This is a genomic window from Pedobacter gandavensis (assembly GCF_032677645.1).
GTDB classification, from domain to species: Bacteria; Bacteroidota; Bacteroidia; order Sphingobacteriales; family Sphingobacteriaceae; genus Pedobacter; species Pedobacter gandavensis_A.
In genome coordinates, this window is the sequence record NZ_JAVTSB010000006.1 from 328,802 (window position 1) to 354,555 (window position 25,754).

General features: G+C 39.4%; 16 protein-coding genes. All 16 read left to right on the top strand.

From position 1 onward, the window contains the following. Position 1: 1 nt before the first annotated feature. The 16 genes from R2Q66_RS12290 to R2Q66_RS12365 all read left to right on the top strand — a co-directional run bounded on the left by R2Q66_RS12290 (position 2) and on the right by R2Q66_RS12365 (position 25,725). Entirely contained in the window at positions 2 to 1,261 is a 1,260-nt protein-coding gene (locus R2Q66_RS12290) for a DUF2264 domain-containing protein (RefSeq protein ID WP_316749317.1), read from the top strand. A 303-nt stretch (positions 1,262 to 1,564) separates the two neighbouring features. After that, entirely contained in the window at positions 1,565 to 4,510 is a 2,946-nt protein-coding gene (locus R2Q66_RS12295; protein ID WP_316749319.1) for a SusC/RagA family TonB-linked outer membrane protein, read from the top strand. Between the two features lie 18 nt (positions 4,511 to 4,528). Then, positions 4,529 to 6,121, top strand: a complete 1,593-nt coding sequence (locus tag R2Q66_RS12300; RefSeq protein ID WP_316749320.1) for a RagB/SusD family nutrient uptake outer membrane protein — start codon at positions 4,529 to 4,531, stop codon at positions 6,119 to 6,121. A 19-nt stretch (positions 6,122 to 6,140) separates the two neighbouring features. Next, positions 6,141 to 6,818 carry a hypothetical protein gene (locus tag R2Q66_RS12305; RefSeq protein WP_316749322.1) on the top strand — a complete coding sequence of 226 codons (678 nt, stop codon included), beginning with the start codon at positions 6,141 to 6,143 and terminating at the stop codon, positions 6,816 to 6,818. 10 nt (positions 6,819 to 6,828) lie between these two features. Then, the gene (locus tag R2Q66_RS12310; RefSeq protein WP_316749324.1) at positions 6,829 to 7,857 is read left to right on the top strand and encodes a DUF5007 domain-containing protein; all 1,029 of its coding nucleotides are present in this window, start codon (positions 6,829 to 6,831) and stop codon (positions 7,855 to 7,857) included. Beyond that, a complete protein-coding gene (locus tag R2Q66_RS12315; protein ID WP_316749326.1) occupies positions 7,857 to 11,054 on the top strand; it encodes a SusC/RagA family TonB-linked outer membrane protein in 3,198 nt (1,065 codons plus the stop codon). Before R2Q66_RS12310 ends, R2Q66_RS12315 begins: the two co-directional genes overlap by 1 nt. A 16-nt stretch (positions 11,055 to 11,070) precedes the next feature. After that, positions 11,071 to 12,555: a RagB/SusD family nutrient uptake outer membrane protein gene (locus R2Q66_RS12320; RefSeq protein ID WP_316749328.1), complete on the top strand. Its 1,485-nt coding sequence runs from the start codon at positions 11,071 to 11,073 to the stop codon at positions 12,553 to 12,555. 8 nt (positions 12,556 to 12,563) lie between these two features. After that, positions 12,564 to 13,277, top strand: a complete 714-nt coding sequence (locus tag R2Q66_RS12325) for a hypothetical protein (RefSeq protein ID WP_316749330.1) — start codon at positions 12,564 to 12,566, stop codon at positions 13,275 to 13,277. Positions 13,278 to 13,311: 34 nt separating this feature from the next. Further along, positions 13,312 to 14,985 carry a DUF5008 domain-containing protein gene (locus tag R2Q66_RS12330; protein WP_316749332.1) on the top strand — a complete coding sequence of 558 codons (1,674 nt, stop codon included), beginning with the start codon at positions 13,312 to 13,314 and terminating at the stop codon, positions 14,983 to 14,985. Positions 14,986 to 15,014: 29 nt separating this feature from the next. Continuing rightward, positions 15,015 to 16,730, top strand: a complete 1,716-nt coding sequence (locus R2Q66_RS12335) for a LamG-like jellyroll fold domain-containing protein (RefSeq protein WP_316749334.1) — start codon at positions 15,015 to 15,017, stop codon at positions 16,728 to 16,730. 10 nt (positions 16,731 to 16,740) lie between these two features. Further along, positions 16,741 to 18,687: a M60 family metallopeptidase gene (locus R2Q66_RS12340; RefSeq protein ID WP_316749336.1), complete on the top strand. Its 1,947-nt coding sequence runs from the start codon at positions 16,741 to 16,743 to the stop codon at positions 18,685 to 18,687. A gap of 12 nt (positions 18,688 to 18,699) precedes the next feature. After that, positions 18,700 to 20,400 (top strand): alkaline phosphatase family protein, encoded by a 1,701-nt coding sequence (locus R2Q66_RS12345; RefSeq protein WP_316749338.1) that lies wholly within the window; start codon positions 18,700 to 18,702, stop codon positions 20,398 to 20,400. A gap of 296 nt (positions 20,401 to 20,696) precedes the next feature. After that, entirely contained in the window at positions 20,697 to 22,016 is a 1,320-nt protein-coding gene (locus R2Q66_RS12350; RefSeq protein ID WP_316749340.1) for a hypothetical protein, read from the top strand. A gap of 136 nt (positions 22,017 to 22,152) precedes the next feature. Then, entirely contained in the window at positions 22,153 to 23,475 is a 1,323-nt protein-coding gene (locus tag R2Q66_RS12355; protein ID WP_316749341.1) for an amidohydrolase family protein, read from the top strand. Positions 23,476 to 23,736: 261 nt separating this feature from the next. After that, positions 23,737 to 24,189 (top strand): PepSY-like domain-containing protein, encoded by a 453-nt coding sequence (locus R2Q66_RS12360; RefSeq protein ID WP_316749343.1) that lies wholly within the window; start codon positions 23,737 to 23,739, stop codon positions 24,187 to 24,189. 939 nt (positions 24,190 to 25,128) lie between these two features. Continuing rightward, positions 25,129 to 25,725, top strand: a complete 597-nt coding sequence (locus tag R2Q66_RS12365) for an RNA polymerase sigma-70 factor (RefSeq protein ID WP_316749346.1) — start codon at positions 25,129 to 25,131, stop codon at positions 25,723 to 25,725. Positions 25,726 to 25,754: the final 29 nt, after the last annotated feature.

Below are 25,754 nucleotides of genomic sequence, written 5' to 3' on the forward strand. Positions count from 1 at the left end.
CATGAAGAAGTTAAAATATCTGTTTTTGGTTGCGGTAATATCTTTTACCGGCAATACCGCAATTAATGCACAACAACAAAAGAAGAAGAAAACATCTGTAGCAGTTAATGGTGCTCAGGATCGGGAGTATTGGGCGAATTTATTGTATAAAATGTCATCACCGGTCATTCTTAATCTGGCTAATGGAACTTTAAAACAGCATATGCCAGTGGAAGTTCCTCCAGGCCAAAAGACAGACTTTTTTAAGAAAGTAACTTATCTGGAAGCTGTAGGACGTACCATGGCTGGTGTTGCGCCATGGCTTGCCTTACCGGATGATGAAACTAAAGAAGGAGCGTTGCGTAAAAAACTTCGTACTGCGCTTTTAAAAGGAATTGCAAACGCAGTAGACCCGGCCAACCCGGATTATCTCAATTTCAGAACTGAAAGTCAGCCAATTGTGGATGCAGCTTATATGGCTCAGGCCTTTTTAAGAGCCCCTAAAGCGTTATGGGAACCGTTAGATGCAGTTACTAAAGCCAGGATCGCAGAAGAGTTTAAGACTTTACGCACAAGAACAGGTGCTTACAATAACTGGCTACTTTTTGCAGGTATTAATGAAGCATTTTTAATGAGCATCGGACAGCAGGCTGATCCTGCAAGGATAGAGATTGCCAAAAGAAAAATTCTGGAATGGTATCAGGGAGATGGCTGGTACAGTGATGGGCCAAGTTTAAGTATTGACTATTACAATTCGTATGTGATCCATCCGATGCTGGTTGATTTTTTTAAGGTTTTATCGGATAAAAAACGACTGAATGTGGAAGCTTACGACACCGCTGTGAAACGTATGGTTCGTTATTCAGAGTTTTCTGAACGTATTATCGGAACAGATGGAACTTATCCACCTTTAGGAAGGTCGGTAACTTATCGTACTGCAGCTTTTCAGGCTTTAGGGCAGGTTGCATTAATGGATAAACTGCCTTCGGGGATCAGTCCGGCTCAGGTTCGTTGTGGCTTAACTGCAGTCATGCACCGGATGTTTGATCAGTATAACAACTTTGATAAAGACGGTTGGTTGATTCTAGGTTTTTGTGGTGCTCAACCGGGGATTGCTGATGGATATACCTCTACCGGAAGTTTATATATGGCAACACTTGGCTTCCTGCCTTTGGGATTACCTGCCGACCATAAATTCTGGACTGATCCGGCAGCAGACTGGACTTCAAAAAAAGCCTGGAGCGGACAGGCATTTAAGAAAGACTATCATGTTGATTATTAATAGGATTTAAAAAATTAAAGACCATGTGTTAACGCATGGTCTTTAAAATAATGAATAGGAAGAAATACATACCTCAAATTATGAACGAATAAAATACCCGGGATCATTATTGATGCTGATATACTGCTTTTTGAAACCAAACTAAACCAAACCAAATATGACCAAAACAACTACTCCTTCCCTAAAAATGGGTCTCCATTTTTTCTATGAATCCAGTTTTCCTTCTGTAAAGGAGCATTCAAACTGGCAATCAACAGCGTTCCGGAAAGGGATGCAATAAAACCTACAAACCTAAAAATACGAATGAAAATGATCCGAATTAATGCGTGTGCTTTGTGTACGGTATTACTTTCTGTTCTTTGCTCATCAAAGGTCGCAGCAAAAGTATATCAGGATACCCTGCACCAGGACTCTGTTAAATTAAAACAGATAGATAAAAATATAGCTCAGAAAATCAGTAGTATTCCAAAATTAAAAGGCACCAGAGATACTGTAAATATTAAATTAGCGGCTTTAAGTCCTAACATCTCCCTTCAGCAAATTGTTAAGGGAAACCTGGCTGGTGTATTTGTACAGGAGCCAAATGGTGAGCCTGGAACAGAACAAAGCATGATTGTTCAGGGCGCATCTGGCCTGTTGTTTAACAAAAAAGATATCTATGCCCTTCAACCAGCAGTTTATTTAAACGGCGTTCCGCTGGTGCAGGATAATCCCTTTGCATTTGATGTTCAGAAGTATGATTACAATAGGATAGGGCCGGCCACAAACTTGCTTGCGCAAATTGATATTGATAATATTGAGTCGATATCTGTGGTTAAGGATCCTTATGAGCTGGCTAAACTAGGTCCTAATGCGGCAAATGGTGCAATATATATTACGACCAAAAATGCTAAAGGAGGTTTAAGGGACATCAGTTTAAATTCATACTTTGGATTTGTAACGGCTCCTAAGGTAAATACCGTAAATGGAGTATATGAAAATAACTTCAGAAAGCCGTTTTATGCAAAATATGCGACCGCGGAAAATTACGCCGGTTATGCCTCTTATTTAAAAGATTCTACGAATACAGCTTATTATGGGCCATCCAACTGGAATGATCTTTATTATCAGAATACCCCTACGTATTCAGCAAATTTAGGAATTACAGGGGGAGGGGACAGAGCCAATTTCAGGTTCTTTGGATCCGGAACAAAAAATGCCGGTAACGCTGATCACACCAGTCTTAACCGATATAACCTGTTTTTTGGCATTAATATGTTGCCTTTTAAATGGTTAACGGTATCAAGCGCCATAAACACTGCAAGATTGGATCGTTTTCGGAACAATAGCTTAAGAGATCGTTTCGCTGAGCAACGGTATATTCCCGATTTATCCAGCCCATTATCTCCAAATGCGGATGTTTATCAAGGCTTCTTAAATGAAACTAAAAAAAATGTGGACAATAACAGGTCAACTGTGCTCAATGGAAACTTAACACTGGCCGCAAAAATTAATAAAGTAACCCTTACTTCCAGCTTAATTTTTGATTATAACGAAGGTATCCGGGATTATTTTACCCCCTCCACCTTGTTGGATGGCGTGAGCTATATCTCGAATTATTTTGGCTATAGTCAGCGTATATTATTAAATAACAATGCGGCTTATCAATACGAAATCAATGAAGACCACCAGATTGATTTTGAATTAGGTCAGAGTTTTCAAGGCGATACCTATAAGTATAATTATGCAAGAGCCTACAATGGACCAAATGACTTTGTGAAGCTGAATAAAGTAGAAGGGGATGCATTAAAGGCTGACTATTTAAATACCCTGGCTGCCAGTGGTTTTTATGTTTTCAGATACATCGATAAAGAGCGGAATAATTTAATGTCTTTTTATGGTTCGGCTAAATATAGCTACAAAAAATTCCTGACTGTTAATGCCATCATCAGAAGGGATGGTACTTCCAACGGGCAGCCTGATAGCAAGTGGGTAACCACACCGGCATTTAATGCGGATTGGGATATTAAAGAACAATTACTGAAAAATAATGAAACCTTTAACAGCTTACATTTAAGCGGAGGTTGGGGTAGGGTACTCCGGGTATTTTTAGATGATCGTTTTGCCGCTGGTCCGCAATACCGATCTGAAAGTGGCTGGTATGAAGAACCAACAATTCCGGGGTATGGAGGCGCATTGGGTATCAACAGACCCTACGAAAGTGGTTTTATAGGCTATGGTATTAAAGTACCAACTTCCGACCGGACTAATCTAACCTTGAATGCCAGTTTCTTTAAGAATAGATTGAGCGCTGCGGTTACGGCCTACAACCGTAATGACAACAACCAGGTCATTGGTGTGCCGGTCCCGTTTGAACTCGGGTATAGTACTCACTATAAATCCGGTATGAACATCAACAACAAGGGATTAGAACTGGTAGTTAATGGCCTGGTCACAGCTCAGTCTAAATCCTTAAGCTGGACAACAGGCATTAACTTTAGCTACAACCAAAACAAGTTGAAAGCCCTTCCAGGAGGGGTAACTGAGCTCATTCTTAATGACAATAAACTGGAAGTAGGAAAATCAGCAGGTAGTTTTTGGTTGTATACAAATCAGGGTATTTATAATACCGATGCCGAAGTTCCTGAAGGCCTTACTTTCAATGGTATTCCAGTTAAAGGAGGAGACCCTAAGTGGGTAGATTACAATGGCGATAACAGAATCGACAACAAGGATAAAGTAATGACGGGGGATCGTTTACCTAAATTTGTGGGTGGATGGAATAATACCTTGAGTTATAAAAATTTCGATTTAAACTTCAATGTGATCTTTGCGCTCGGACAAAAAGCCATCAACCAGTACGAAGCAAACCGTTATGGTTTTATAAACGCGGAGACCGGTAACAGCATTAATTCTGTTAAAGAAATCTCCTCCTGGCAAATATTCGACAAGGGAAAGAATTACCCCATTTATAATCCATTTAGCCCTGTAGATGCTTATCGCGTAGATCAGGACTTGTTTCTGGAAGATGCATCTTATGCAAAATTAAGGTCGGTAACCTTAGGTTACGATTTCGGTAAAGCTAAATTCTTTAAAAAATCCGGTTCAAATCTTAGACGAGCTTATCTATATGTTACCGCCATGAATTTATTGACCCTAACCAAATTTAGTGGTATTGATCCTGAGCTGATTAACTATAACGGATATTATGATGGTGCCAATTTAACCATTCCCCGAACTTTTGTACTAGGATTTAAATTGGATTTATAAAATATAGAACAATAAGATATGAATTACACGATCAATAAAAGAAACAGTGTCTACAAGATTTCAGTTGGAATTATTGTACTACTGGTTGGTTTCGGTAACTTTTCCTGTAAAAAGATTGACAACCTTCAATCTAATAGATTGGCGACAGAAACGACCAATTGGAAAACTTTAGAAGACGCTAAAGCAAATTTGTTGTCCATTTATGGCTTAATGCGCTCCGCATCAGTTGCTGATAACGGGCATTGGTTGATGGGCGATTTACGTCAGGGTGATTTTCAAATTACCAACCGTGCGGATTTAAAAGCAATTGTAAACGGCCAGTTAAATTCATCCTATCCGGTAATTAATAGATTAACCAATTGGCGTCGGTTTTATGCAGCTATTAATGCAGCGAGCCTGTATATCGAACGGTCTGGCGAAATCCTGAAATTAGATCCCCGATATACCGAATTAAATAACAGGGTTGATGTTGCCCAGGCCAGGATGATCAGGGCTTTTGCTTATTTCTATATGAGCAGAATATGGGGAGATGTACCTTTGGTAACTTCTTCTCATGATGGCGACTTTGTTCAGTTAAGTAGATCCTCACAAGCTAAGGTTTTGGCTTTTGCAACCAATGAGTTGTTAGTTGCCGGACAAATTGTACCATTTAGATACGGCGGTACTGATCCAATATTGCCAGGTACCTATCATAGTAATTCCTGGACTGGATGGAACGGTATTTTGTTCACCAGGTTATCCTGTTATGTCATGCTGGCTCATATTGCTGCCTGGCAGGGTAATTATCTGGACGCCGCTAACTACGCTAAATTTGTTTTAGACAATCAGGCCTCACAAAATAAAGATGGATCTTTCGGTTTAGCATACCTTGATATGGCTAGCCTGACAGAAAACTCTTCCAATAGTCCTTTTGCTTATAAAAGGGCAACCTTGATCGTAGGCTTTCCTTTCGAAGCAGGAAACGGATTGTTAACCGCCAATGGTCACTTAGAACAATTGACCTTAGCCTCCCCATTTATTCCTAAAACACAGCCGGAAATGTTTGTCCCTAAGGATACCATTAACAAGGTGTTTACTGATCCTTTTGATTTGCGTTTCGGTATTGATCCGGTGACAAAATCCTATAGAACAAATTATTTCTATAACTATCAGTCAGAACAGCCAATTTTCAACAAAGTAAAAGCTATTTATACAGGTCAGACGGCTAGTAATGTCGCTTTATTCAGTTCATCAATGGTATTTAGCCGGCTGGAAGAAATATCCTTATTAAGGGCGGAAGCATTAGCTGTACTTGGAGATAGGGAGGGTGCCATTACCGCTTTAAACCAGGCCACAAATTTAAGAGGAGTAACTTATTTATCATCTTCTAAGGTCCCTGTAATCGATGCGATTTTTGCGGAAAGAAGAAGAGAATTAATGGGTGAGGGATGGAGATGGTATGACATCATCAGGTACAACAAGATCAAAAATACCAATAACATTTTTACCACTAAAAACGGTGTAGCCATGACTTTCAGGCAATTTGAAGCTGCAGGTGGTATCTATTGGCCGGTCTCGCAAGAGGTGATTAATGCAAATCCATCGATTACTCAGAATCCATATTGGAACTAATTTAATGATTCGTTATAAAATGAGAAATAACCTATACAAATACAGCTTATTATGTGGCCTGGGCGTTTTTTTTCTGAACCTCAGTGCCTGTAAAAAAAGCGACTCGCCATATCACGATTATGAGAACACGGTACAAACATTTGACGGTTCTGCATATGATTATTTAAAGGCTCAGCCAAAAGGTACTTTCGATTCGTTATTGTTGGTTTTGGAGCGATATCCGACGCTGATCGACTCCTTAAAAACCCAGGAATTAACCCTTTTTGCCCCGGTAAATAAAAGCTTCGAAACTGCGGAGAAATACCTGAATCAAAAACGCGTTGCCGAGGGACATAGCTTAATTAATTTAAGCAATGCTGACCCCATTGGTCTTGGCATAATGATTTGCAAATACGTCATCAGAGGTAATAGAACAAGCGATGCTTATTTAAGCTCAGTTGATGGTACCCTGCAAAATTCAATCCTGATAGGTTATCCGATGCAGATTAAAAATGTAAAACTAAGTTCATCCGGTTACCAGTCTGGTGGCCCTACCCGGTTAAATTTTAGTGACCCAAAGGGATCTTTTTTTACAAAAGACTGGATAACTACCACAACCGATGCTGTCAATATCAAAACCACAAATGCAACAGTTAACATCATTACATCCCAGCATAATTTTGGTTTTGATGAATTCACTAAACGTTTAGATAAATAGTGTTAGAAAAATGATGAAAAATATTAAATATACTTTACAAATTGGACTGGCATTACTTAGCTGTATTGTCTGTCTGTCCTCCTGTAAAAAGAACCTGCCGGATGCCCGGTTATCTTTAGCCAACAATTCTCTGTTCACGCAACTTACCTACCAACCGGTATTGGGAAGAAATACGCTGTTTAGTAATAACTTTCAATTTGGAAGCTCCAGTCGTCCTTTAGATTTTAAGATCTTAAATATGAGAGCATTTTCGGGGGAAGCAGCACCCGAAATGGAAGCGTTTTACCCGATAATGGTCTGGAAAACGGCTTACAATGGAACAGAAAGCTCCATTGCGGAGATTGAAGCTAAAAGAACGACAGAGAATCATCAATTGTTTGAAGTACGACCTCATTCCGGCGAATTTATTATGTGGGCTGCGGCCAATTCCAACCAGGTAAAGACTCAACCAGATTCTGGTTATGTATTCGATGTCGAAATGTCTAACTCAGGTGGACGTAAATACTTTCAGAATTTCAGGTTAATGCCGATGAAGGAGCGCCCATATGAACCTTCAAATTTAGACCCGATTATTGGGCAGGGGCCTCAAATCTCCGTATTGCCAAGTGGTTTAAATATCACAGGTGAGCGTAGCGGCCAACCTTTAAATGCGGGGTCTGATGTTCGCGTGCTCTTTAAAAGAAGTGGAAACGGGAACAGTTTAACTTTCAAATTCACAGATACGTTATCTAACCCAATTGACCCTAATAAGTTTGCAGCTACAGATTGGGCCAATCTGGTCCATGGGTTCAACATGGTTAAAACCAATACTTATGTAAAGTATGAAACAGCTTATCCAATTCCCCTGAGTGCCTACCCAACAAAATATACTACGTTATCGGGGAACCAGGCCAGGGTGGTATTTAGGTTTAACAGGCAGGTTTTTGGGAATGTGTTACAGCAATGTTTTGTAGCCATGAACTTTAATATTTACCAACAAGGCGATTGGGAAATGACTTTTCAGTTTTTAAGGGATAGACCAAAATTTGACAATGACTAATGGAAAAAAATAGATTAAATAAGAACATATTTCCGATGAAATATTTCTACACCATAGCATTTTTATTGATTCTTGGTTTCCAACAGGTAGCACAGGCTCAACAACAGATTAATGTAAAAGGTATTGTGTATGACGGGTCTTCAAAATCAAAAGGACCTATAGCCGGAGCAAGCGTAATCCTTGCTGGTAAAGCGATCGGGCAATCGGATGGCAACGGTCATTACAGCGTTATGGTAAGTAACAATGCCGAATTGACCTTCAGATACATCGGCTATCAACCTGTAACGGTAAAAGTCAACAATAGAAGCGCTATTAATGTGACTTTAAATGAAGATGATAATAATGCACTCAAAGAAGTAACCATTACTGCCGGATATCAAACGAAAACCAAAACACTAAGTACGGGTTCGGCAGTGATTATCTCTGGTAAAGAGTTACAAGGACAGCCTGCCGGTGATGTGATGTCTCTGCTGCAAGGTAAGGTTGCTGGTTTGAACATTCAAAATAATACCGGTGCACCCGGTTTTAGGGGAAGTGTAACGATCCGCGGTATTTCGAATGTCAATATTTCAGGTGATGGTAACTCTAGTTTCCTCAGTCCAACATCACCCTTGTATGTAATTGATGGTGTACCGGTGGATGATAATACCGATTATTCTTACGGTTTCCAGCAAGCGGGGCCAGGCGTATCTCCGGCTTCTCAAATCCCACCGGAAGAGATTGAGAATATCACGGTGTTGAAAGATGCTGCTGCAACGGCACTTTATGGCTCCAGAGGTGCTTACGGAGTGATCTTAATTACCACCAAACGTGGTAACTCCAAAGTACCGGTCATACGTTATAATGGAAGTGCTTTTGTGTCTACTGTACCTCAGTTACGGTCTGTAATTGGTGGTAAAGGTGAACGTTTATTAAGAATTGATCAGATTTTGCGTTACGATACGAGTAGGTATACCGCAATTGATTTGGTGAATAACACCCCCTTTCTTGCGGATAGTTTAAATGCTTATTACAATAACTCTACCGATTGGCAGTCTTATTTTTATAGACCTACATTTAATCAAACACATAATTTAAATATTTCCGGTGGTGATGTTGGTTTTAATTATAAAGTCGCAGTAGGTGTTTTTGATGAAAAGGGTATACAACAGAATACTGGCTATTCCCGATACAATCTGAACATGAATATGGGTTACAGTCCAACCCGAAAATTCAAATTAGATGCCCAATTAAACAACTCGATACAGAAACAACAAACCGGTAGTGGAAACGGCTTGCAGAATTCGGGTGTAGCAACCGGTGGTAGCTCTTCCTCATTATTGCCCTCACCATCATTGTATTCGTCTGTAAATTCTGTTTTGGGTGCATTAAGAACAGATAATGACAACAAAATTCTAAATACTACAGCGACGATTAATGCGGAGTATGAGATTCTTAAGAATTTCAGGGTGGCATCTTACTTGAATTATACCGGAGTATCCAGTACTAAAGATAACTTTTCACCAGCCATATTAAATGCTAATCAGTCGCAGTATTATACTTATAACGACAGGGCAACAACGTTGTACAATCGAAACCAGTTTTCTTACGTTTATTCGCTTCAGGAGAAAAATGAGGATGCACACAATTTCTCTCTGTTTGCTTTCTCTGAGTTGAGGTCATCGTTCTTTAAAGCTGATGCGATATTGAATCAGAAAGGGGTAAACGATCAGTTAAGAGGGCCATTAACTAATATGACTAATTATACAACGTCATTAGGTGGGACTATAGGTTACACAGATTTGAGAACCATTGCCTTTGCCGGTGCCTTTTCTTACAACTATAAGCAAAAATATGTGTTAGATTTTAACTACCGTATTGATGGTTTATCTACCAGTGGTCCTAATGCCGGCTACAAGAAAAATCCTTCAATTTCGGTGAAGTGGAATTTTAACAAAGAAAAATTCTTAGAGGGTTTAAAATGGCTTGATTACGGAGATTTCCGTTTTAGTTATGGTTCCAACATTACACCAAATGGTGGTATTTATGATGCTTATGGTAAATACTATGGTGGTGGCCAGTACAATAACTCTAAGTCAGTTATTTTAGACCAGAAGTTATTGCCTAATCTAAGTTTAGAACCTACGAAAGCGACTACTTATAACGCAGGTTTTGATATTGGTTTATGGAATAATAAATTCTCCCTGGCATTTGACACCTACTATAAACAAACAGATAATATTTTACAGACTAAGCAGCTCTCCAGCTCTACCTCTTTTGGAGGTATTTCAGCTACAGAAATTAGTAACGTAAATTATGGCTGGGAGTTTCAGGTTACCGGCCGTCCTTTAAATACTTCCAGCCCTTTTAAATTAAGTTTATCGGCGACATTGGCAATTAACAGAGAAGTTCTGGCACAATTACCTGATGGTTTACGGGAGAAAATCTATAACGATGCGTCAATTTTAGATCAGGACACTTATTACCGCCTTGGTTTAAATTCACTATCTAATTACTTGTTTAATACGAAAGGGGTATACCAAACTAATGGACAAGTACCGGTTGATCCCGTAACAGGTTTACCTTATCGTGTTGGCGGGACAAACATCTTAAATTACTTTAAAGCTGGTGATCCTGTTTTTACCGATTTGGATGGCAACTATATATTAGATGATAACGATAAAGTTATTGCAGGTAACTCACAGGCACAGGTAACAGGTGGTTTTACCTCTTTGCTACAATTTAAACGATGGAGCCTGGAGATTAATACCTCTTTTACTTTGCAGCGTGATATCTTAAATAACAGTTTGGCCGCCCAGCTTTTAAACTTTAATAACCCTACAACTTTGGGTAACCTGGTGCCCCTTTCTCAATTTAATTATTGGTCAGCTTCGGGTGATCTGGCCAAATATGGTAATCCATTAGATTTTATCAGATCGTCTATTATTAACCCATTCAGGTATTCTCAGACCTTGTTTCAAGAGGATGGCTCTTACCTTAAATTGAATTCTGTAAAGGTTTACTACAGTTTATCACAAACATTTACACAGCGATATGGATTGAACAGGGTTAGTGTGAATGCAACCGCTTCAAACTTAGGTTTTATTACCCGCTATTCTGGTCCTAACCCGGAAAACGTTACCGCTTTAGGTAGAGATTATCCTGGCGGATACCCATTATCAAAACAGTTTACCCTGGGCTTAAACATAGAATTTTAATTTTTAAATGATGAAAATGAATAATGTAAAATATTTACTGTTGGTAGCTGCAATGTTGTTTGTGATGCCAGGGTGTAAAAAGTTCTTAAATGTAACGCCCATAGATGCCCAATCCGGAAATAACTTTTGGAAAACGAAACAAGATGTGGAAGGTTTTACCATTGGAATTTATACCCGGTTGAAGGGTAAAATCGGAGGTGGAGCTTTTATGCCTGCTTTGGAGATGAGGGGTAATTTTGTGACCGGTACTGCTGGTGCTGATTATAATAACCTAATTGCAAATAACCTAAAGCTGGTTGGTGGCACGGCGTTTAGCAACATACAGGATTGGAAGACCTGGTATGAGGTGATTGCCAATTCAAATATTATGTATGAGGAAATAGATAGGGTACCCGGTACTGCTTTGTCTGATATCGACAGAAAGCGCTATAAAGCCGAAGCTGTCTTTTTACGCAATCTGAGTTATCTGTTTATCTGCAGGCTTTTTGGTGATGCTATTTATTATACAGATGCTTACCATAGTACATCTTTACCCAGAACAGCACAGTTAACCGTCTTAAAAAATTGTATAGCAGATATGACTGCTGCGAAGGATGATTTACCGATTGTAAATGTAGATGGATCTCATGTGGGTTTAAGACCTACCAGAGGCAGCGCAATCGCCTTATTAATGCACTTAAATATGTGGGCGGCTGCCTGGGATAAAACAGATAAAAAGTCTTACTATACTTCAGTAGTTGATTTGGCCCGGGAGTTGGCTACCTATACCAATTACAAGTTATTACCGGTAACGATAGAGAATACGAAAAAGATATTCAAAGGTCGTTCTCCAGAGAACCTGTTTGGGATCTTACAGGAGTTCAATTACGGGGAAACTTTTAATCAGGCAGCAGGCTATTCCTACTTCTTTTCGCATTATCCATATTTCGGTTCAACAAGCACTGCTACCAGTCGCATGAACTACAAGAAAGATTACCTGACTAAGGTTTTTCCTGTGGGTATGCCAGATGCAAGGTTAACCGTTTGGTTTGAGAATTATGATGCGGATAATAATACTTTTCAGTTTAAAAAGTTTATCAACAATTATGCGACAGGCTCTGGTTCAGGTGTCACCATAAACAGCGATGACAGTGCCATTATTTTTAGGTTGCCAGATATGATCTTGTTGGCCGCTCAGGCAGCAGCAGAATTGGATAATGATGAGGAAGCAAAAGAATTTGCCAATCAGGTGAGGTTAATGGCGGGTGCAGCTGTGTTTACTTCTACAGGAGATGAGCTTAAAACAGATCTTTATTTTGAGCGATGCAGGGAACTAATCGGAGAAGGACAGTTCTTTTTTGATGCAGTGCGTACTAAGAGAATTCTCGATTCAAAATATTCAAGTAACCCAATTTCGGTAACCGATTTTAATGCTGGTGCCTGGACATGGCCATTGGCCATTAGTTCTACAGAACGCTTAGCAAATCCTTACCTGGTTGGAAATAGTTTTTGGAATAAATAAATATGAAAATGCAACATAAAAATAGAATTATCCTTTTAATGCTCGCAGGTACATTATTGTTATTTGGCAGCTGTAAAAAATATTATTTCGATACAGGCTTACATGAAAGTAAGTTTGATGGTACCATTTTACAATACTTAAAATCGAAGCCGGCTTTTTTCGATAGTACCTTGAGGGTAATCGACCTGGCAGGGATGACTGAAGTGGTCAATAAGGAAGAGATCACTTTTTTTGCTCCACCAAGCGGTACGATCTTTAAATCGGTCAATCGTTTAAACCTTTATTTGAAATTCAACGGTAAGGATACGGTTTCACAATTATCCCAGATTAAACCAGAGGTCTGGAAGAATACTTTGGCGCAGTATATTTTCAAAGGAAAGTATTTGTTAAAAGATTATCCCCAAAGAGATACCGTATCGTATATCACCTATCCGGGAAAGAATTATGCCTCCTACGGTGGCAAAGTAATGAATCTGGGTGTCCTGTTTAACAATGCCGGCGGTGTGAGTTATGCCGGATACCGCCAGTTATATCTGGCTTATATTCCGGATTTATCTAACCCACAAGTTGCCTTAGTTAATGTTCCCATTGCCAGTTCAGATATTCAGCCGAGCAACGGTGTAGTTCATGTATTAAATAAAACTAAGCACAATTTCGGATTTAATACAGATTCGTTTATCGAGCAGGTTGTGGTAGCGGGTATTTTGCCCCCAACACCTTAATTATTAAATTATTATAATTAAAATTTAATCAGAGATGTTCAAAAATAAAATATATCAGTTTATGCTCTTCAGTCTGGTCCTTGTGGCCATGCTTGTGGTTGCGTGTAAAAAAGGTAAGGGAATTGCCGAAGATCCTTATGCCGGAGGTAAAGTTTCGGTAGATATTAGTATTCTTTCCAAAAATACAGATCCGGATATTGTAGCGGCCGGGACAAGTTTAACAATTAAGGTCAGGGGCTTAACAACTGATAAATATAAAGATACCGATTTTAAAATTTTTGTAAATGAAATCGAAGCAGTGTTAACCTCAAGGACAGATAGTACAATTTCTTTTAAGGTGCCGCTCGAAGCCAGCACAGGGAGTATGTATATTACCCTTAACGGGGAGATATTTTTTGGCCCAATTGTAAAAGTAGGTGGGAAAGTTAGTGTTGATAATACATTTAAGATTGTAAATGGTGCCGGATCGGTAACAGGTAACGGAAACTCAGATGTGTACGCTATTCAGGCATTGACTAACGGAAGTCTTTGGTTAGGCGGCGCTTTTAACAGTTTTGAACAAAAAGGGACAGCGGTATTGCCTAATGGCGGTATTGTTCAGACAGATGCAGATGGTGCTTACTCTACTTCCGGAGTTAACTTTGGAAAAGGTGCTGTAGGTAATAATCAAACCATTTATTCTATTAACGCGATTAATACAGGTCCGAACACAGGAAAATTTATTGTAGCAGGTAGTTTTAATGCTTATAATTCTACCCGTGTAAACAGGCAGACCCTTAACAATATCACGAGATTAAATGCCAACGGCGGTTTAGATAGTATGGTTGTTGATGTGGTTAATCCAAAACCCGCCGAAACCTATAAAAACAAGGATACTATTGCCTCGTTTAATGGCGGTGTGGATGGGACAATCAGAAAAACTTTTGTATTTGGCGAACAGGTTTACATCGTTGGTAATTTTCAAAACTATAAGACGATTTATATTCCTAATTCCAGTTACGATGCCAAAGTTTATGATGTGACTAAAATGCGTCAGATCGTAAGGGTAAATGGGGATGGTTCCCTGGATCAGACTTTCCATTACAATAGCAGTACCAGGCAGAGTGAACCTGGGGCTAATGGATTTATTACAGATGCAATGATGCAAGCCGATGGTAAATTGATTTTAGTAGGCAATTTCAGCACGTTTAACCGGACTACTGTAAACCATATCGTTAGGTTAAATCTCGATGGGAGTGTAGATGGTACCTTTAATGCAGGTACCGGAGCTGATGGAGATATTTATTCGATTCGTTACAATGCGACCACCAATAAAATAGTGATTTCGGGTTTATTTACGACGTTTAATGGGAAAACTGTTGGCGGTGTAAATTTATTAAATGCCGATGGTTCTAATGTGAATACCTTTTCAAGTCTGGGGTACTCGGGTGGTGTTGCCACTTTTGCAGGCCAGTTATCCAACGGTAAAATCATAGTAGCCGGTTCCTTTAATAAGTATGGTACTTATTTGAGGCAGGGGTTTTCTATACTGGAAGCGAACGGAAGTCTGGCGGTCGGCTATAACAATACAGGTGGTTTTCAAGGTAGAATTTACGATTTAATGGAGAGTCAGGTAGCCAAGGGTACCAGGGTGACTTTGGTTGGTAATATTGTAAGATTTAACTCCATGTTCCCGCATAATGTATTACGATTGATCATTGCTAACTAATAAATGGTTTAAAGGAAAGGAATATAGAAATGAAAAGAATTATTAATCTGGATCTTAAGCTTAAGATCTTCATCATGGCCGGGCTGATTATCCTAATCGGGTTAAGTTTTGGCTGCAATAAAAATTTTGACAACGTATTGCCAGAATCATTTAAAAATGATACTGCTGGATTGGGCAATAATAGTAAGAAGGTGTTGTATATTATTATGGATGGTGTTAAAGGTTCGGTATTGGAATCATTAAGCCCGGCAAATATCACTGAAATCACCCAAAAAGCTATTTATAGCTATGATGGTTTAGCAGATTTTCAGAATAATCAACTGACCAATGCTGCGGCCTGGACCACCATGCTTACGGGTGTAGATTACACTAAGCATAAGGTAATCAGTGAAAACTTCAACGGTCTGAACTTACAGGTAACGCCAACTATTTTTACCCGGATAAAAGAAAGTCTGGGTGGTGTCAGAGCGGTTTCCATCGCAGCATCTGCTGGTTTTAATGATAATTTGGCAGCGGATGCTTCGGTAAAACAAACGGTAACTGACGATGCCGCTGTAAAAGCAGCAGTGGTTGAAGAATTAAGCACAAACGACCCTTCGATACTTGTTGCTCAATTTCATAGTGCCGAAGTGGAAGGAGCCAGCGCTGGCTATACCACAACGGCGCCTGGCTATACCAATGCGATACAAAATATCGATGGATATATTGGCGAAATTATGAAAGCCCTGAAAGCCAGAAAAACCTATACAACTGAAAATTGGCTGGTAGTGATCGCTTCTAATAAAGCTGGAGGGCTCTCCGGGGGTATTGATAACATTTATGATGATCTTTCTAGAAACACATTTGTCGCATTTTATAACCCGAAATTTGTGGTCACCGCCATCAGCCAACCAGACATCAGCAATTTGCCTTATGTTGGGACTGCGCCACGCTTTGCTTCCAATGCATCGATAAGCCCTAAAGCATTGCTAAACAGTAATACAAGCATAGGTAACTTTGGTGTAAGCGGTAATTTTACCATGATGTATAAAATGAGGGATGACCTTGGAACAGGAAGTGGCTTTCCTGCGTTCTTAGGTAAGCAAGTTACTTTAGGTTCCAGCACAGGATGGTACTATTTTAGGGGAGGTAACAATATACAGTCGATTTTTTCCGGAGCCAGTACCCTGCAGGGGGCTGCTGTAATGAATGATAGTAAATGGCATACCTATGCAATTACTATAACGACTTCAGGCAGCACAAGAACTACCGTTTTTTATATAGATGGCGTTTCTCGTAGCAGTACAAATGTTGGGGTAACGAACAGAGATAATACCGCTCCATTAAGAATTGGTGCAGATTTGGGGAAAAACACCAATTTTATGATTAAAGATCTGGCGATCTTTAATGTAGCGATGAGTCCAGCTGAGGTCATCAAAAATATGCGTATTCAGATCAGACCAGCCAACACCTATTTTGGTAATTTATTAGGCTACTGGCCATTTGATGAATCCAGCGGAACCGTAGCCGCAGATGCCTCGGGTAAAGGTAATAACATGACCTATTCCGGCCCTGTTCAGTTTATTCCATTCTCAGAAGTTTCGCCAAATATTTCTCCGGAAATTTCAGCCGCTGCATATGCTGCCGTACCTAACGGTGTAGATATCCCGGTACTCATTTACAATTGGCTAAATATCGCCGTTCCATCGCAATGGGGCTTAATGGGTAAATTATATGTACCAACAGTTACTTTTCCAATCAATTAAAAATTGCAGCATGAAATTTAATCAACTCAGTAAAATATTTGTGGCCATTTTGTTATTGACATTGACGGCTTGCAAAAAATACGGGTACAATATCCCCGATGGTTATCCAGACAGTTCGGGCAATGTTGCCACTGGTAGTATTGATACCAATATGAAGGTTATCGATAAATCAAAGTACAGTCAGGCGAGAGTCTTTCCAGGTTTAGTTGATCCATCAGAAGCCAGGGTGAAAGACCAGAAGTTTACTTTAGATTTAAATTATACGGATCAAACAGCGGGTAATTTGCGTATATCTGTGGCTCCTGAGCCGCAATATAGTACGGGGTATTATGCTGCTCCAGGCGAACTGATTAAGATTGTAGTGCCCCAGGGAATCGAAGGCCTGGTTATTCAAATCGGTGGACAAACTGATGATCTTTCGGGTAAATCTCCTTTATTGAGAGATCCGCTGATTTATATGCGTCAACAACTTTATGCAGGTCAAAACTTTGTGCGTAATCTGTATGGCGGTACTATTTATATTCGAGCGAGCCATGCTTATACCGTTCCGGTAGAGTTCAGCATTTCAGGCGCCTGTGTTTCCCCGGATTTTATTTTGGGAAAAAGCAATGATGCCGCCTGGATCGCGCAGGTTAAAGCTTCCAAAGTACCATGGCTGGAATTAAGAAGCAATCGTGTGATATTTTTAGTTCCCCGCGACAAGGTTGTAGCAGCATTTAATTCGCCGACTGAGCCATACACTCAACCTACATTGGTCATGAGTAAATGGAATGATGTATTCGAATTTGACTATAATGGCTGGATGGGCTTATCTGATAATGCTGTTGATGCGAAAGACAGAAGTCCGCAAGGTGCCTGGAGGGGCGTATTGGATATTCAATTAAGTTTGGGTTATGGTCACAGTGGTTTTCCTTTTGTGGGCCAAAATGATAATGAATGGTTTGGTAGTTTTACCAGTTTAAAAAATCTTAGCAGAGAGGGGACAGGAAACTGGGGCTCTTACCACGAATTTGGCCATAACTGTCAGCAAGGAAATGTTTGGAGCTGGAGCACATTGGGCGAAACCACCAATAACCTTTTCAATTTTAAAGTGGCCAATAGAATCGGAGCTAATTACAGCGGCCTGCACAGAGCGGTTAATAGTAATTTTCCATTAGCCATTACCTATGCAGGCGCAGCAGGACTGAAGGACTTCGACCGGGATGTGGCAATGAACGATCCTTTTAGACGCATGACGCCTTTTGTACAAATTTTTGAATTGTATGGCTATGATGCAATGACGTATTTGTACACGGAAGCCCGCCATAGTGAACGCTTAAACTCATCTGATATTCTCAAGCACAATTTTGTTTACGAAAAACTATCCGACTATACTCAGACTGATTTATCTCCATTTTTTGGTGCCTGGGGTATTCTGATTAGTGATGCTGTTGTGGCTAAAGTTTCGGCTAAATATCCGCCACTAACCAAAGCCATATGGGGATATAATCCTTTGACAAAAACCGGAGGAACCGGAGCTATTAATTACACCACAACGGTAAGCACGAGCTCTACGCAATCAAACGACGGTAATGTTAGTAATTTAATCGATGGTGTTGTTTCTACAAGTTCTTATTGGTCTTCACAAACCAGTCCTGTACCAAAGGCAGCACAAACTTTTCCTATTTCGATTACGTTGGCAACTAATTCGCCGGCACCAATGCTAATTAAAGGGGTAACCTTTGCCCAGCGTCAAAATGTTAGTACGGGTTATGTGAAAGAGGTAGAGGTGTTTACAAGTACTGATAATGTGAATTATACCAGTGTTGGTACTACTACTTTGCCGCAAACAACTGCGGTTTATAATTACAACTTCCCTGATGGCAAAATCAGTGTGAAATATGTTAAAGTGGTGATTAAAAACGGCGTAAATGCAGTTTCCTGTAATTTGTCAGAATGTAATCTTATTAAACTTTAATGAACTCAAAATATGAATAAGAATAGAAAGAAATACGATATCCTGTTTTTAGCCGGAGCGCTTCTGTTGTTGGGATTCATGGGCTGTAAAAAGTATGCTAACCCGGCACCAGTATATGAAGAATTAGTACGAACAACAACTTTGCAACGCAAGGTTTTAGTCATCAGTATTGATGGTTTAACAGGTACTGAATTACAAGCTGTGGCACCTGCCAATATTTCAGCGCTTCAAAAAAGCTCAAAATATAGCTATAATGTGCTTACTTCTTCGGTAGCTACTGATGCGGGGAGCTGGGCCTCTATATTAACAGGTGTAGGTTACACTAAACATTTAATCAGTCAAAATACCTTTGACAAAGATTTAACGGCTGGTAGCGGGGATTTTGAAGGTAGTATTACCTCCTACAGGAATGTGTTCGATTATATTACCCAGTTTAAGAATGTTAAAACAGCATTGGTTACCCCTTGGGACCCTTTGCGTAACTATTTGAAAAACACTGATTTTTCACCGGTAATCACTACGGATCTGGCAGTGAAAGATTCTACCATTAATATTTTGAATACCCAAAATTCGCTGGGGGCAATGATTGTTAATTTTAGAGATGTAGAAGCTGCAGGGGCAAACGGAGGTTACCTGTCAACAAATAACAATTACAAGGACGCCATTGTTAAAGCCGATGCCTATGTGGGGAATATTTTAACCGCATTAAAAGCCAGAAAAAATTATGCTAATGAAGATTGGCTGGTTATTTTGACTACAAATCATGGTGGAAGCAGTCTTGATCCAAAAAATGGATTTTTTATAGCTTCTAATCCGGGGTTTAAAGAGAAAGAATTGAAAAAAACAGGTTTTAATACCATATTGTTCAAAGGTACAGATGTAATCGCAGAGGTTCCAAATGATAACGGTTTGTATAATGCTGGAAGTACACAAGATTTCACTGTGCAGATGCAGGTAAAGTTTAATGGACAAACGTCTTATCCAGGTTTTCTTTCGAAAAGTACCGATGTTTTAGGTACTACCGGAACAGGCTGGGTGCTTAGACAAGGGGGTAATTCGTATTTATGCGTTGTTGGTGGTTCTGCAAATGGTGGGGCTGGTACCAATGAGTTTACCGGAGGCATTGCGGCTGATGGATCCTGGCATACGATTGCCATTACTGTAAAGTACGGGAATACAAGTACCAGAACACTGACCACCTGGTTGGATGGTGTTGCTGTAACCACTACAAATATCAGTGCTAAAGGTAATTTAAGTACACAGGAAAAATTAACTCTTGGCTATAGAAGTGTATATGGTGTTAATACCGCACTAAATTTCCAGGCGGCAGATCTTTGCTATTTTAATGTAGCCCTGGATGCGGCCACTTTATTGGCTAATAAAGGTTTAAAAGACATGAAACAGCACCCTAATTATGTAAACTTAACAGGGTATTGGCCGATAGATGAGGGAGGAGAGGGCTTAATTGCAAATAAAGCTCCTGGAGGATACAATATGGTGTTAAAAGGAAGCTATAAATGGATTGCAATGGGTACAGATGTGCCGGCTTCGGTAGCAGTAGATCCAAATGCAACGGACAAGTCTATAATTGTAGCAAATTATTCGATAGGGGCCAATATTTTGTATTGGATGAACATTAAAAATCTGGCTTCTTTTGGTATTGATGGTGATCCGTTTTTGAACCAGTTTGAATCAGAGTTTTTATTGAATTAGCTTTTATAAGGGGATTTAATTAATTGTTTTTTTTAGTTCGTTGCGATTGATTTGGTGAGTAGGATTTACTCACCGAATCATTCCGTAATTATGGCGAAGCCGATCTGAATATTTTGCAGGTTCCGGAGAAAAACTTGAAGTCCTTAAATATTGCTGTCACAACAAACATGCATTAACATTTCGATACCAATAATTTGATAAATAAGAAGAAAATGAAATACCATTTGAAAATAATCGCAACCAGTTTATTACTGGTTACAGGAGTAGGGTCTGCGAAAAGCCAAATTAGTACAGTCATGGCAAAGACGGACTCCTCAACCATGGTAGCGCCCATTAATTGGAGTAAGTTTCAAAAGAAAGTGCCTCGTAATCAAGTCACAAATGGAGTAAAAACAGCATTGCTCAATGCCAATAAGTTTGCACTGACTGCCTGGTTTAATGATGTGAAAAAATATCAGACCGATTCCAGCGGTTATCTCGACATGAAAAGTAAATCTAAGGTAAATGAATATCGATACCGTTTTCCTGCTGCGATGGCATTCGGTATAGCGATTGCCATCAAAACAGGCATATATGATGCCGCTGTAACAGGCGTGTCATTGCAGGAAGCTAAAGATAAAATGATGCTGATGATTCGTTCAGTGGCTTATGACCATAAAATCAATGGTACCCGTAAAGTATGGGGTGGCGATTGGCAGGCAGCACATTGGGCCTATTATTCAGGATATGTAGCCTGGCTCTTTTGGGATGAATTTTCGCCCAAAGATCAATCTAACATCATGAAAATGATGGTTTCTGAAGCAGATCGTTTTCTTCCTACAGCACCGCTTTATTTTAAAGACAGCAAAGGAAAAGTGCTTTTCCCAGGTGATTCAAAAATTGAAGAGGACGCCTGGAACGCTGAGTTATTGTACCTGGCCGCTGTAATGTTGCCAAATCATGCAAACTCGAACAAATGGCTATACAAGTCTGTTGAATATTTGATTGCATCCACCTCCTTACCTTCTGATTTAAATAACCAAAGAATGATACATGGCCGGTCGGTAAGTAGCTGGGTTAATGGCTATAATATGGAGGAGCCTGGTTTTGTAATCAATCATGGTATAATTCATCCACAATACAATGCTCTTGCCTCCATGATCAATGCGCCAATAATATTCTCTTTGGCAGGTAAAGCAACACCAGAAGCCGCACGTTTTAACCTTGATAAAATTTACTACTCGGTAACGACACATTCGTTTTCCTCACCGCCTTATAAGGCTCCCGGAGGTACGATGTATCGTGAAGCAACAGCTGAGGTTTATTATCCTGAAGGTTCTGACTGGGGCTTTGGTGTTTATGATAATTTTGCCAATCTGGATATTGCTGCTTTTACTTATGGCTGGGATAATCTTTCGAAAAAGCATAAAGGAGAATATTGGGCAAAACTGCACATTGATAAAGTAGTGCAACAACAAAAACGGTTTGCCGACGGGCATACCTATATTGGTGATCGTGAAAATAGTTATTTGGGGAGGGAAGAAGCAATTGCCAGTAGAATGGGCTCTGCCTGGATGACCATCTGGTTACAGCGACAGATGCCTGCAGTTTATGATAATAAGCCTATTTCCAATTAGTGGTTCAAGCGAAATTCTGTGTAAGGATGGTTTTATCGTGTGTTTAAGAGGGAAAAACGACTCTGGATATTTTACTGCTTAGGCAGATGTATTCTTTTTTTGTAGTATCTTTCGATATGACCTAATCCTGTAATTTATGAAACTCAAATCTATTGCAGTGCTTTTTTTCATCAGCACATCCATGACTATTGCACAGACAAAACAGACCCTTATCGAAAATGTCAGACTGGTAGACCATAAAACAGCGTCACTTACTGAACCGATGAATGTCTTAGTTTCCGGTCAAATGATTCAAAAGATAAGTTCATCTCCTATAGTAGTTAAAGACATAGATGTAGTGAAAATTAATGGCAATGGTAAAACCTTGATACCTGGTTTTATTGATGCCCATGTACATATGGTATTTGGTGCGCTAACTAAGGCTCAAATGATGTCGCCAGATATGACCGAAGAGGTTTTAATAAATAGTGTTGGCGTATCTTCGCAACAAATGCTGATGAGGGGATTTACTAGCGTGCGTGATGCCGGAGGTCCAATCTTTCCATTGAAATCGGCCATCGATAAAGGTAAAATTATGGGTCCGAGAATTTGGCCTTCCGGAGCAACGATTAGTCAAACAGCAGGACATGGTGATTTTAGAACACCAGACGAACGTTCACGTCGGTTCTTCGGGAAGCCTTCCCGTGCAGAACAAATGGGAGCCACCTTTATTGCCGATGGTCGGGATGATATACTTACCGCTGTTAGAGAAAATTTGCGCTTCGGAGCTAGCCAGATTAAGCTAATGGCAGGTGGAGGAACTTCTTCAGCCTATGATCCGATTGATGTTACTCAATATACATTAGACGAAATGAAAGCCGCGGTAGAAGCAGCGGAAGACTGGGGAACCTATGTAATGGTACATGCCTACACACCAAGAGCAGTACAACGTGCCGTTGAAGCAGGTGTAAAGTCTATAGAACATGGTCAAATGCTTGACGAAGAAACTCTAAAATTACTTGCCAGGAAAAATGTTTGGTTAAGCCTTCAAAACTTAATGGACAATAATGATAATATGGATGAGCAACGTAAAGAAAAACGCAAACCTGTACTAGATGGACAAGACAAAGTTTGGCCATTAGCTAAAAAACTAGGCGTAAAATTGGCCTGGGGAACAGATTTTCTTTTTGAACCAGAACTTAACAAAGATCAAAACAGTTATATCCTTCGACTTCAAAAATGGTTTAGCAATGCAGAAATTCTAAAAATGATTACACAGGATAACGGTGAGTTGTTACAACTTTCCGGACTTCGAAGCCCATACCCGGGGAAAATTGGCTTAATAGAAGAACAGGCCTATGCCGACCTATTATTGGTTGATGGCAATCCACTAAAAAATCTATCCTTAATCACCAATCCAGAGAAAAACTTTTTGTTAATTATGAAAAATGGACAGATTTTTAAAAACACGATAAAGTAAGAAAGATTCCTGATGGGACTTGCTTTTATCCTATTGGCATCAGTAAGGAAGGAAAACTTACAGAATTTAAGAGCTTTATTGAGATTAAAATAGAGTGATCGAAAAAAATAGAGCAAAAACAAAACCAGAACGATAGTTTTTTGTTTATTCGGAGTAATGTATCATTAATGGAAAATTTCCCAGTGCACAAATCATCCAGGTTGAAAAAGGGAAATTCATACAAGAAGCAGGACGAAGACTAAATAAAATGTTAAAGAAAATATGAAAAAATTAATTTTTGCAGCAACAGTAGTTACGATGGCTGTTACCACAATATCTTGTTCAAAAGATGACAAGCATTCAGAAAGTATAATTCAAAAAAGCGAGTTGCCTTCAGAATCGATAATATTCATTGATACTTATTTTTCTGGAAATGAAATACTAAGAATAGAAAGAGACACTAAAAGTGCAGACGAATATTACGAAGTTTATTTTGTTGGAGGAATGAGCGTTGATTTTGACCAATCGGGAAGATGGACAGAAGTGGACGGTAACAACCAAGCTATTCAAACGGGATTTATCCTTCCAACTATCGTAGATTATGTTAAAGTGAATTACCCAACTTCCGCTATTGAAAGCATTGACAAAAAACCATACGGATTTGATGTGGAATTGTTAAACGATATCGAGTTACGTTTCAATACAACCGGAGTGTTTTTAGGGTTAGGAAAGTAATTTAAAATGAACAAAAAAATCTGACGTCTCCCTAGAAAGGGTGATTTTGTAAAAACGCTGTTAATCTTGAGATTAACAGCGTTTTTTTTGCATTTTGAACCTTGTGATCCCGCTGGCATCGGAACCTAGTTCCAAAATCAACGTTTAAATAGTATTTAGTGTGGGTTTTAAATTCGACTCACCGAATCACTCACCACTTTTTTTATACGTTTTAACTGCAATTGGTATCTTATAAAGATAAGACTATAATTTTGTTTATTAAAAAAACATAAGGTTAAATTCTCATTAATTCGTATTCTCAGAGCACTTTACTCGATCATCTTTTCCTAAGATTTTATCATTCGAATATTCAATGCCAGTAAATACCCGCCGAACAGGTTATACCATGCGCTACTTTAACACTGATCTCATATTTAGCAGGGCGCCCATTTTCGATGAAATACCTAAAAGGCTGAAGGCCAAAACATTTTTATATGTATATGACTACTTTGGAAATGATCTCGCAGTAGCAAAAAAGCTATGTTACTAATGGGGTTTTGTATTACTGGCTGCTAGCGAAAATTGCCCTTCCTCTTGGTTGGCATATTCCTTCGGACGCTGAACGGAAGATTCTGGAGGAAAATCTGGGTATGGATGCTTCAGATCTCGATAACCCCACTTTGCATCATCGAAACGTACTGCTTATCTTATAGTTTTAATCGAATAACTTTCTGAAAAAACTACACCTTGAATTTTCTCACTAACAGAAATGCTAAAGAATGGAATTAATGGAAGCTTTAAAGTAATACTAGTTTTGGAGAGGGGTTGGAATACATGAGACTTATACTGGACGGCAGATTTTAGGTAATGGGTAGATTTTTATTAAAGTAGTTTGATCATGTTAGGATAATATGTAACTATGTAGGAAGAATCAAAGATTGAAAAATCAATGGGAAATCAATGAAATCTGTTCAACTTGAGGATAATCCAATGCTGTGGCATGAGTTTCAGTCGGGGGCTGAGCAAGCCTTTGATCAGGTTTTTACTTTTTATTATCCTTTATTGTGTGTGTATGCCAATCGTATACTGCCTCAGCCAGAATTAGGTCAAGATTTCGCACAGGAAAGTCTGATTACGGTCTGGAATCGCAGAGCTGATTTTGATAATTTTTCAAAAATCAAAGCATTTCTCTATACCTGTGTTCGCAATGCTTGTTTCAAGCAATTAGAAAAAGAGAAGGTAAGAAGCAAATATGAATCTTCATTGGGTTTTCATGAACCTGTGGATGAACAAAGTGCCCTTGAGGACATCATTCATGCGGAGGTGATCAGCAGGATTTTCGCCCAGGTAGATACTTTGCCCGAACAGTGTCGTAGAGTCATTTATATGACCTTCAAAGAGGATAAGAAACCAAAAGAAATTTCGGAAGAGCTGGGCATTACTGTAAGCACAGTAAATAGCCAGAAGATGCGCGGCCTTAATTTATTAAGAGACAAGTTATCTGAAAGCGATTATTTGGTTATTGGGCTGCTGTTATTTCCAGGGATTTGGTTTTAATCTCTTGCCTCTTATTTCCCCAGGTAAAA

Bases quoted from the DNA above. Each gene is read 5' to 3' on its own strand.
- R2Q66_RS12330 (WP_316749332.1), top strand. From the start codon at position 13,312: ATGTTCAAAAATAAAATATATCAGTTTATGCTCTTCAGTCTGGTCCTT.
- R2Q66_RS12325 (WP_316749330.1), top strand. From the start codon at position 12,564: ATGCAACATAAAAATAGAATTATCCTTTTAATGCTCGCAGGTACATTA.
- R2Q66_RS12315 (WP_316749326.1), top strand. From the start codon at position 7,857: ATGGAAAAAAATAGATTAAATAAGAACATATTTCCGATGAAATATTTC.
- R2Q66_RS12305 (WP_316749322.1), top strand. From the start codon at position 6,141: ATGAGAAATAACCTATACAAATACAGCTTATTATGTGGCCTGGGCGTT.
- R2Q66_RS12345 (WP_316749338.1), top strand. From the start codon at position 18,700: ATGAATAAGAATAGAAAGAAATACGATATCCTGTTTTTAGCCGGAGCG.
- R2Q66_RS12320 (WP_316749328.1), top strand. From the start codon at position 11,071: ATGAATAATGTAAAATATTTACTGTTGGTAGCTGCAATGTTGTTTGTG.
- R2Q66_RS12300 (WP_316749320.1), top strand. From the start codon at position 4,529: ATGAATTACACGATCAATAAAAGAAACAGTGTCTACAAGATTTCAGTT.
- R2Q66_RS12355 (WP_316749341.1), top strand. From the start codon at position 22,153: ATGAAACTCAAATCTATTGCAGTGCTTTTTTTCATCAGCACATCCATG.
- R2Q66_RS12360 (WP_316749343.1), top strand. From the start codon at position 23,737: ATGAAAAAATTAATTTTTGCAGCAACAGTAGTTACGATGGCTGTTACC.
- R2Q66_RS12295 (WP_316749319.1), top strand. From the start codon at position 1,565: ATGAAAATGATCCGAATTAATGCGTGTGCTTTGTGTACGGTATTACTT.
- R2Q66_RS12350 (WP_316749340.1), top strand. From the start codon at position 20,697: ATGGCAAAGACGGACTCCTCAACCATGGTAGCGCCCATTAATTGGAGT.
- R2Q66_RS12340 (WP_316749336.1), top strand. From the start codon at position 16,741: ATGAAATTTAATCAACTCAGTAAAATATTTGTGGCCATTTTGTTATTG.
- R2Q66_RS12290 (WP_316749317.1), top strand. From the start codon at position 2: ATGAAGAAGTTAAAATATCTGTTTTTGGTTGCGGTAATATCTTTTACC.
- R2Q66_RS12365 (WP_316749346.1), top strand. From the start codon at position 25,129: ATGAAATCTGTTCAACTTGAGGATAATCCAATGCTGTGGCATGAGTTT.
- R2Q66_RS12335 (WP_316749334.1), top strand. From the start codon at position 15,015: ATGAAAAGAATTATTAATCTGGATCTTAAGCTTAAGATCTTCATCATG.
- R2Q66_RS12310 (WP_316749324.1), top strand. From the start codon at position 6,829: ATGATGAAAAATATTAAATATACTTTACAAATTGGACTGGCATTACTT.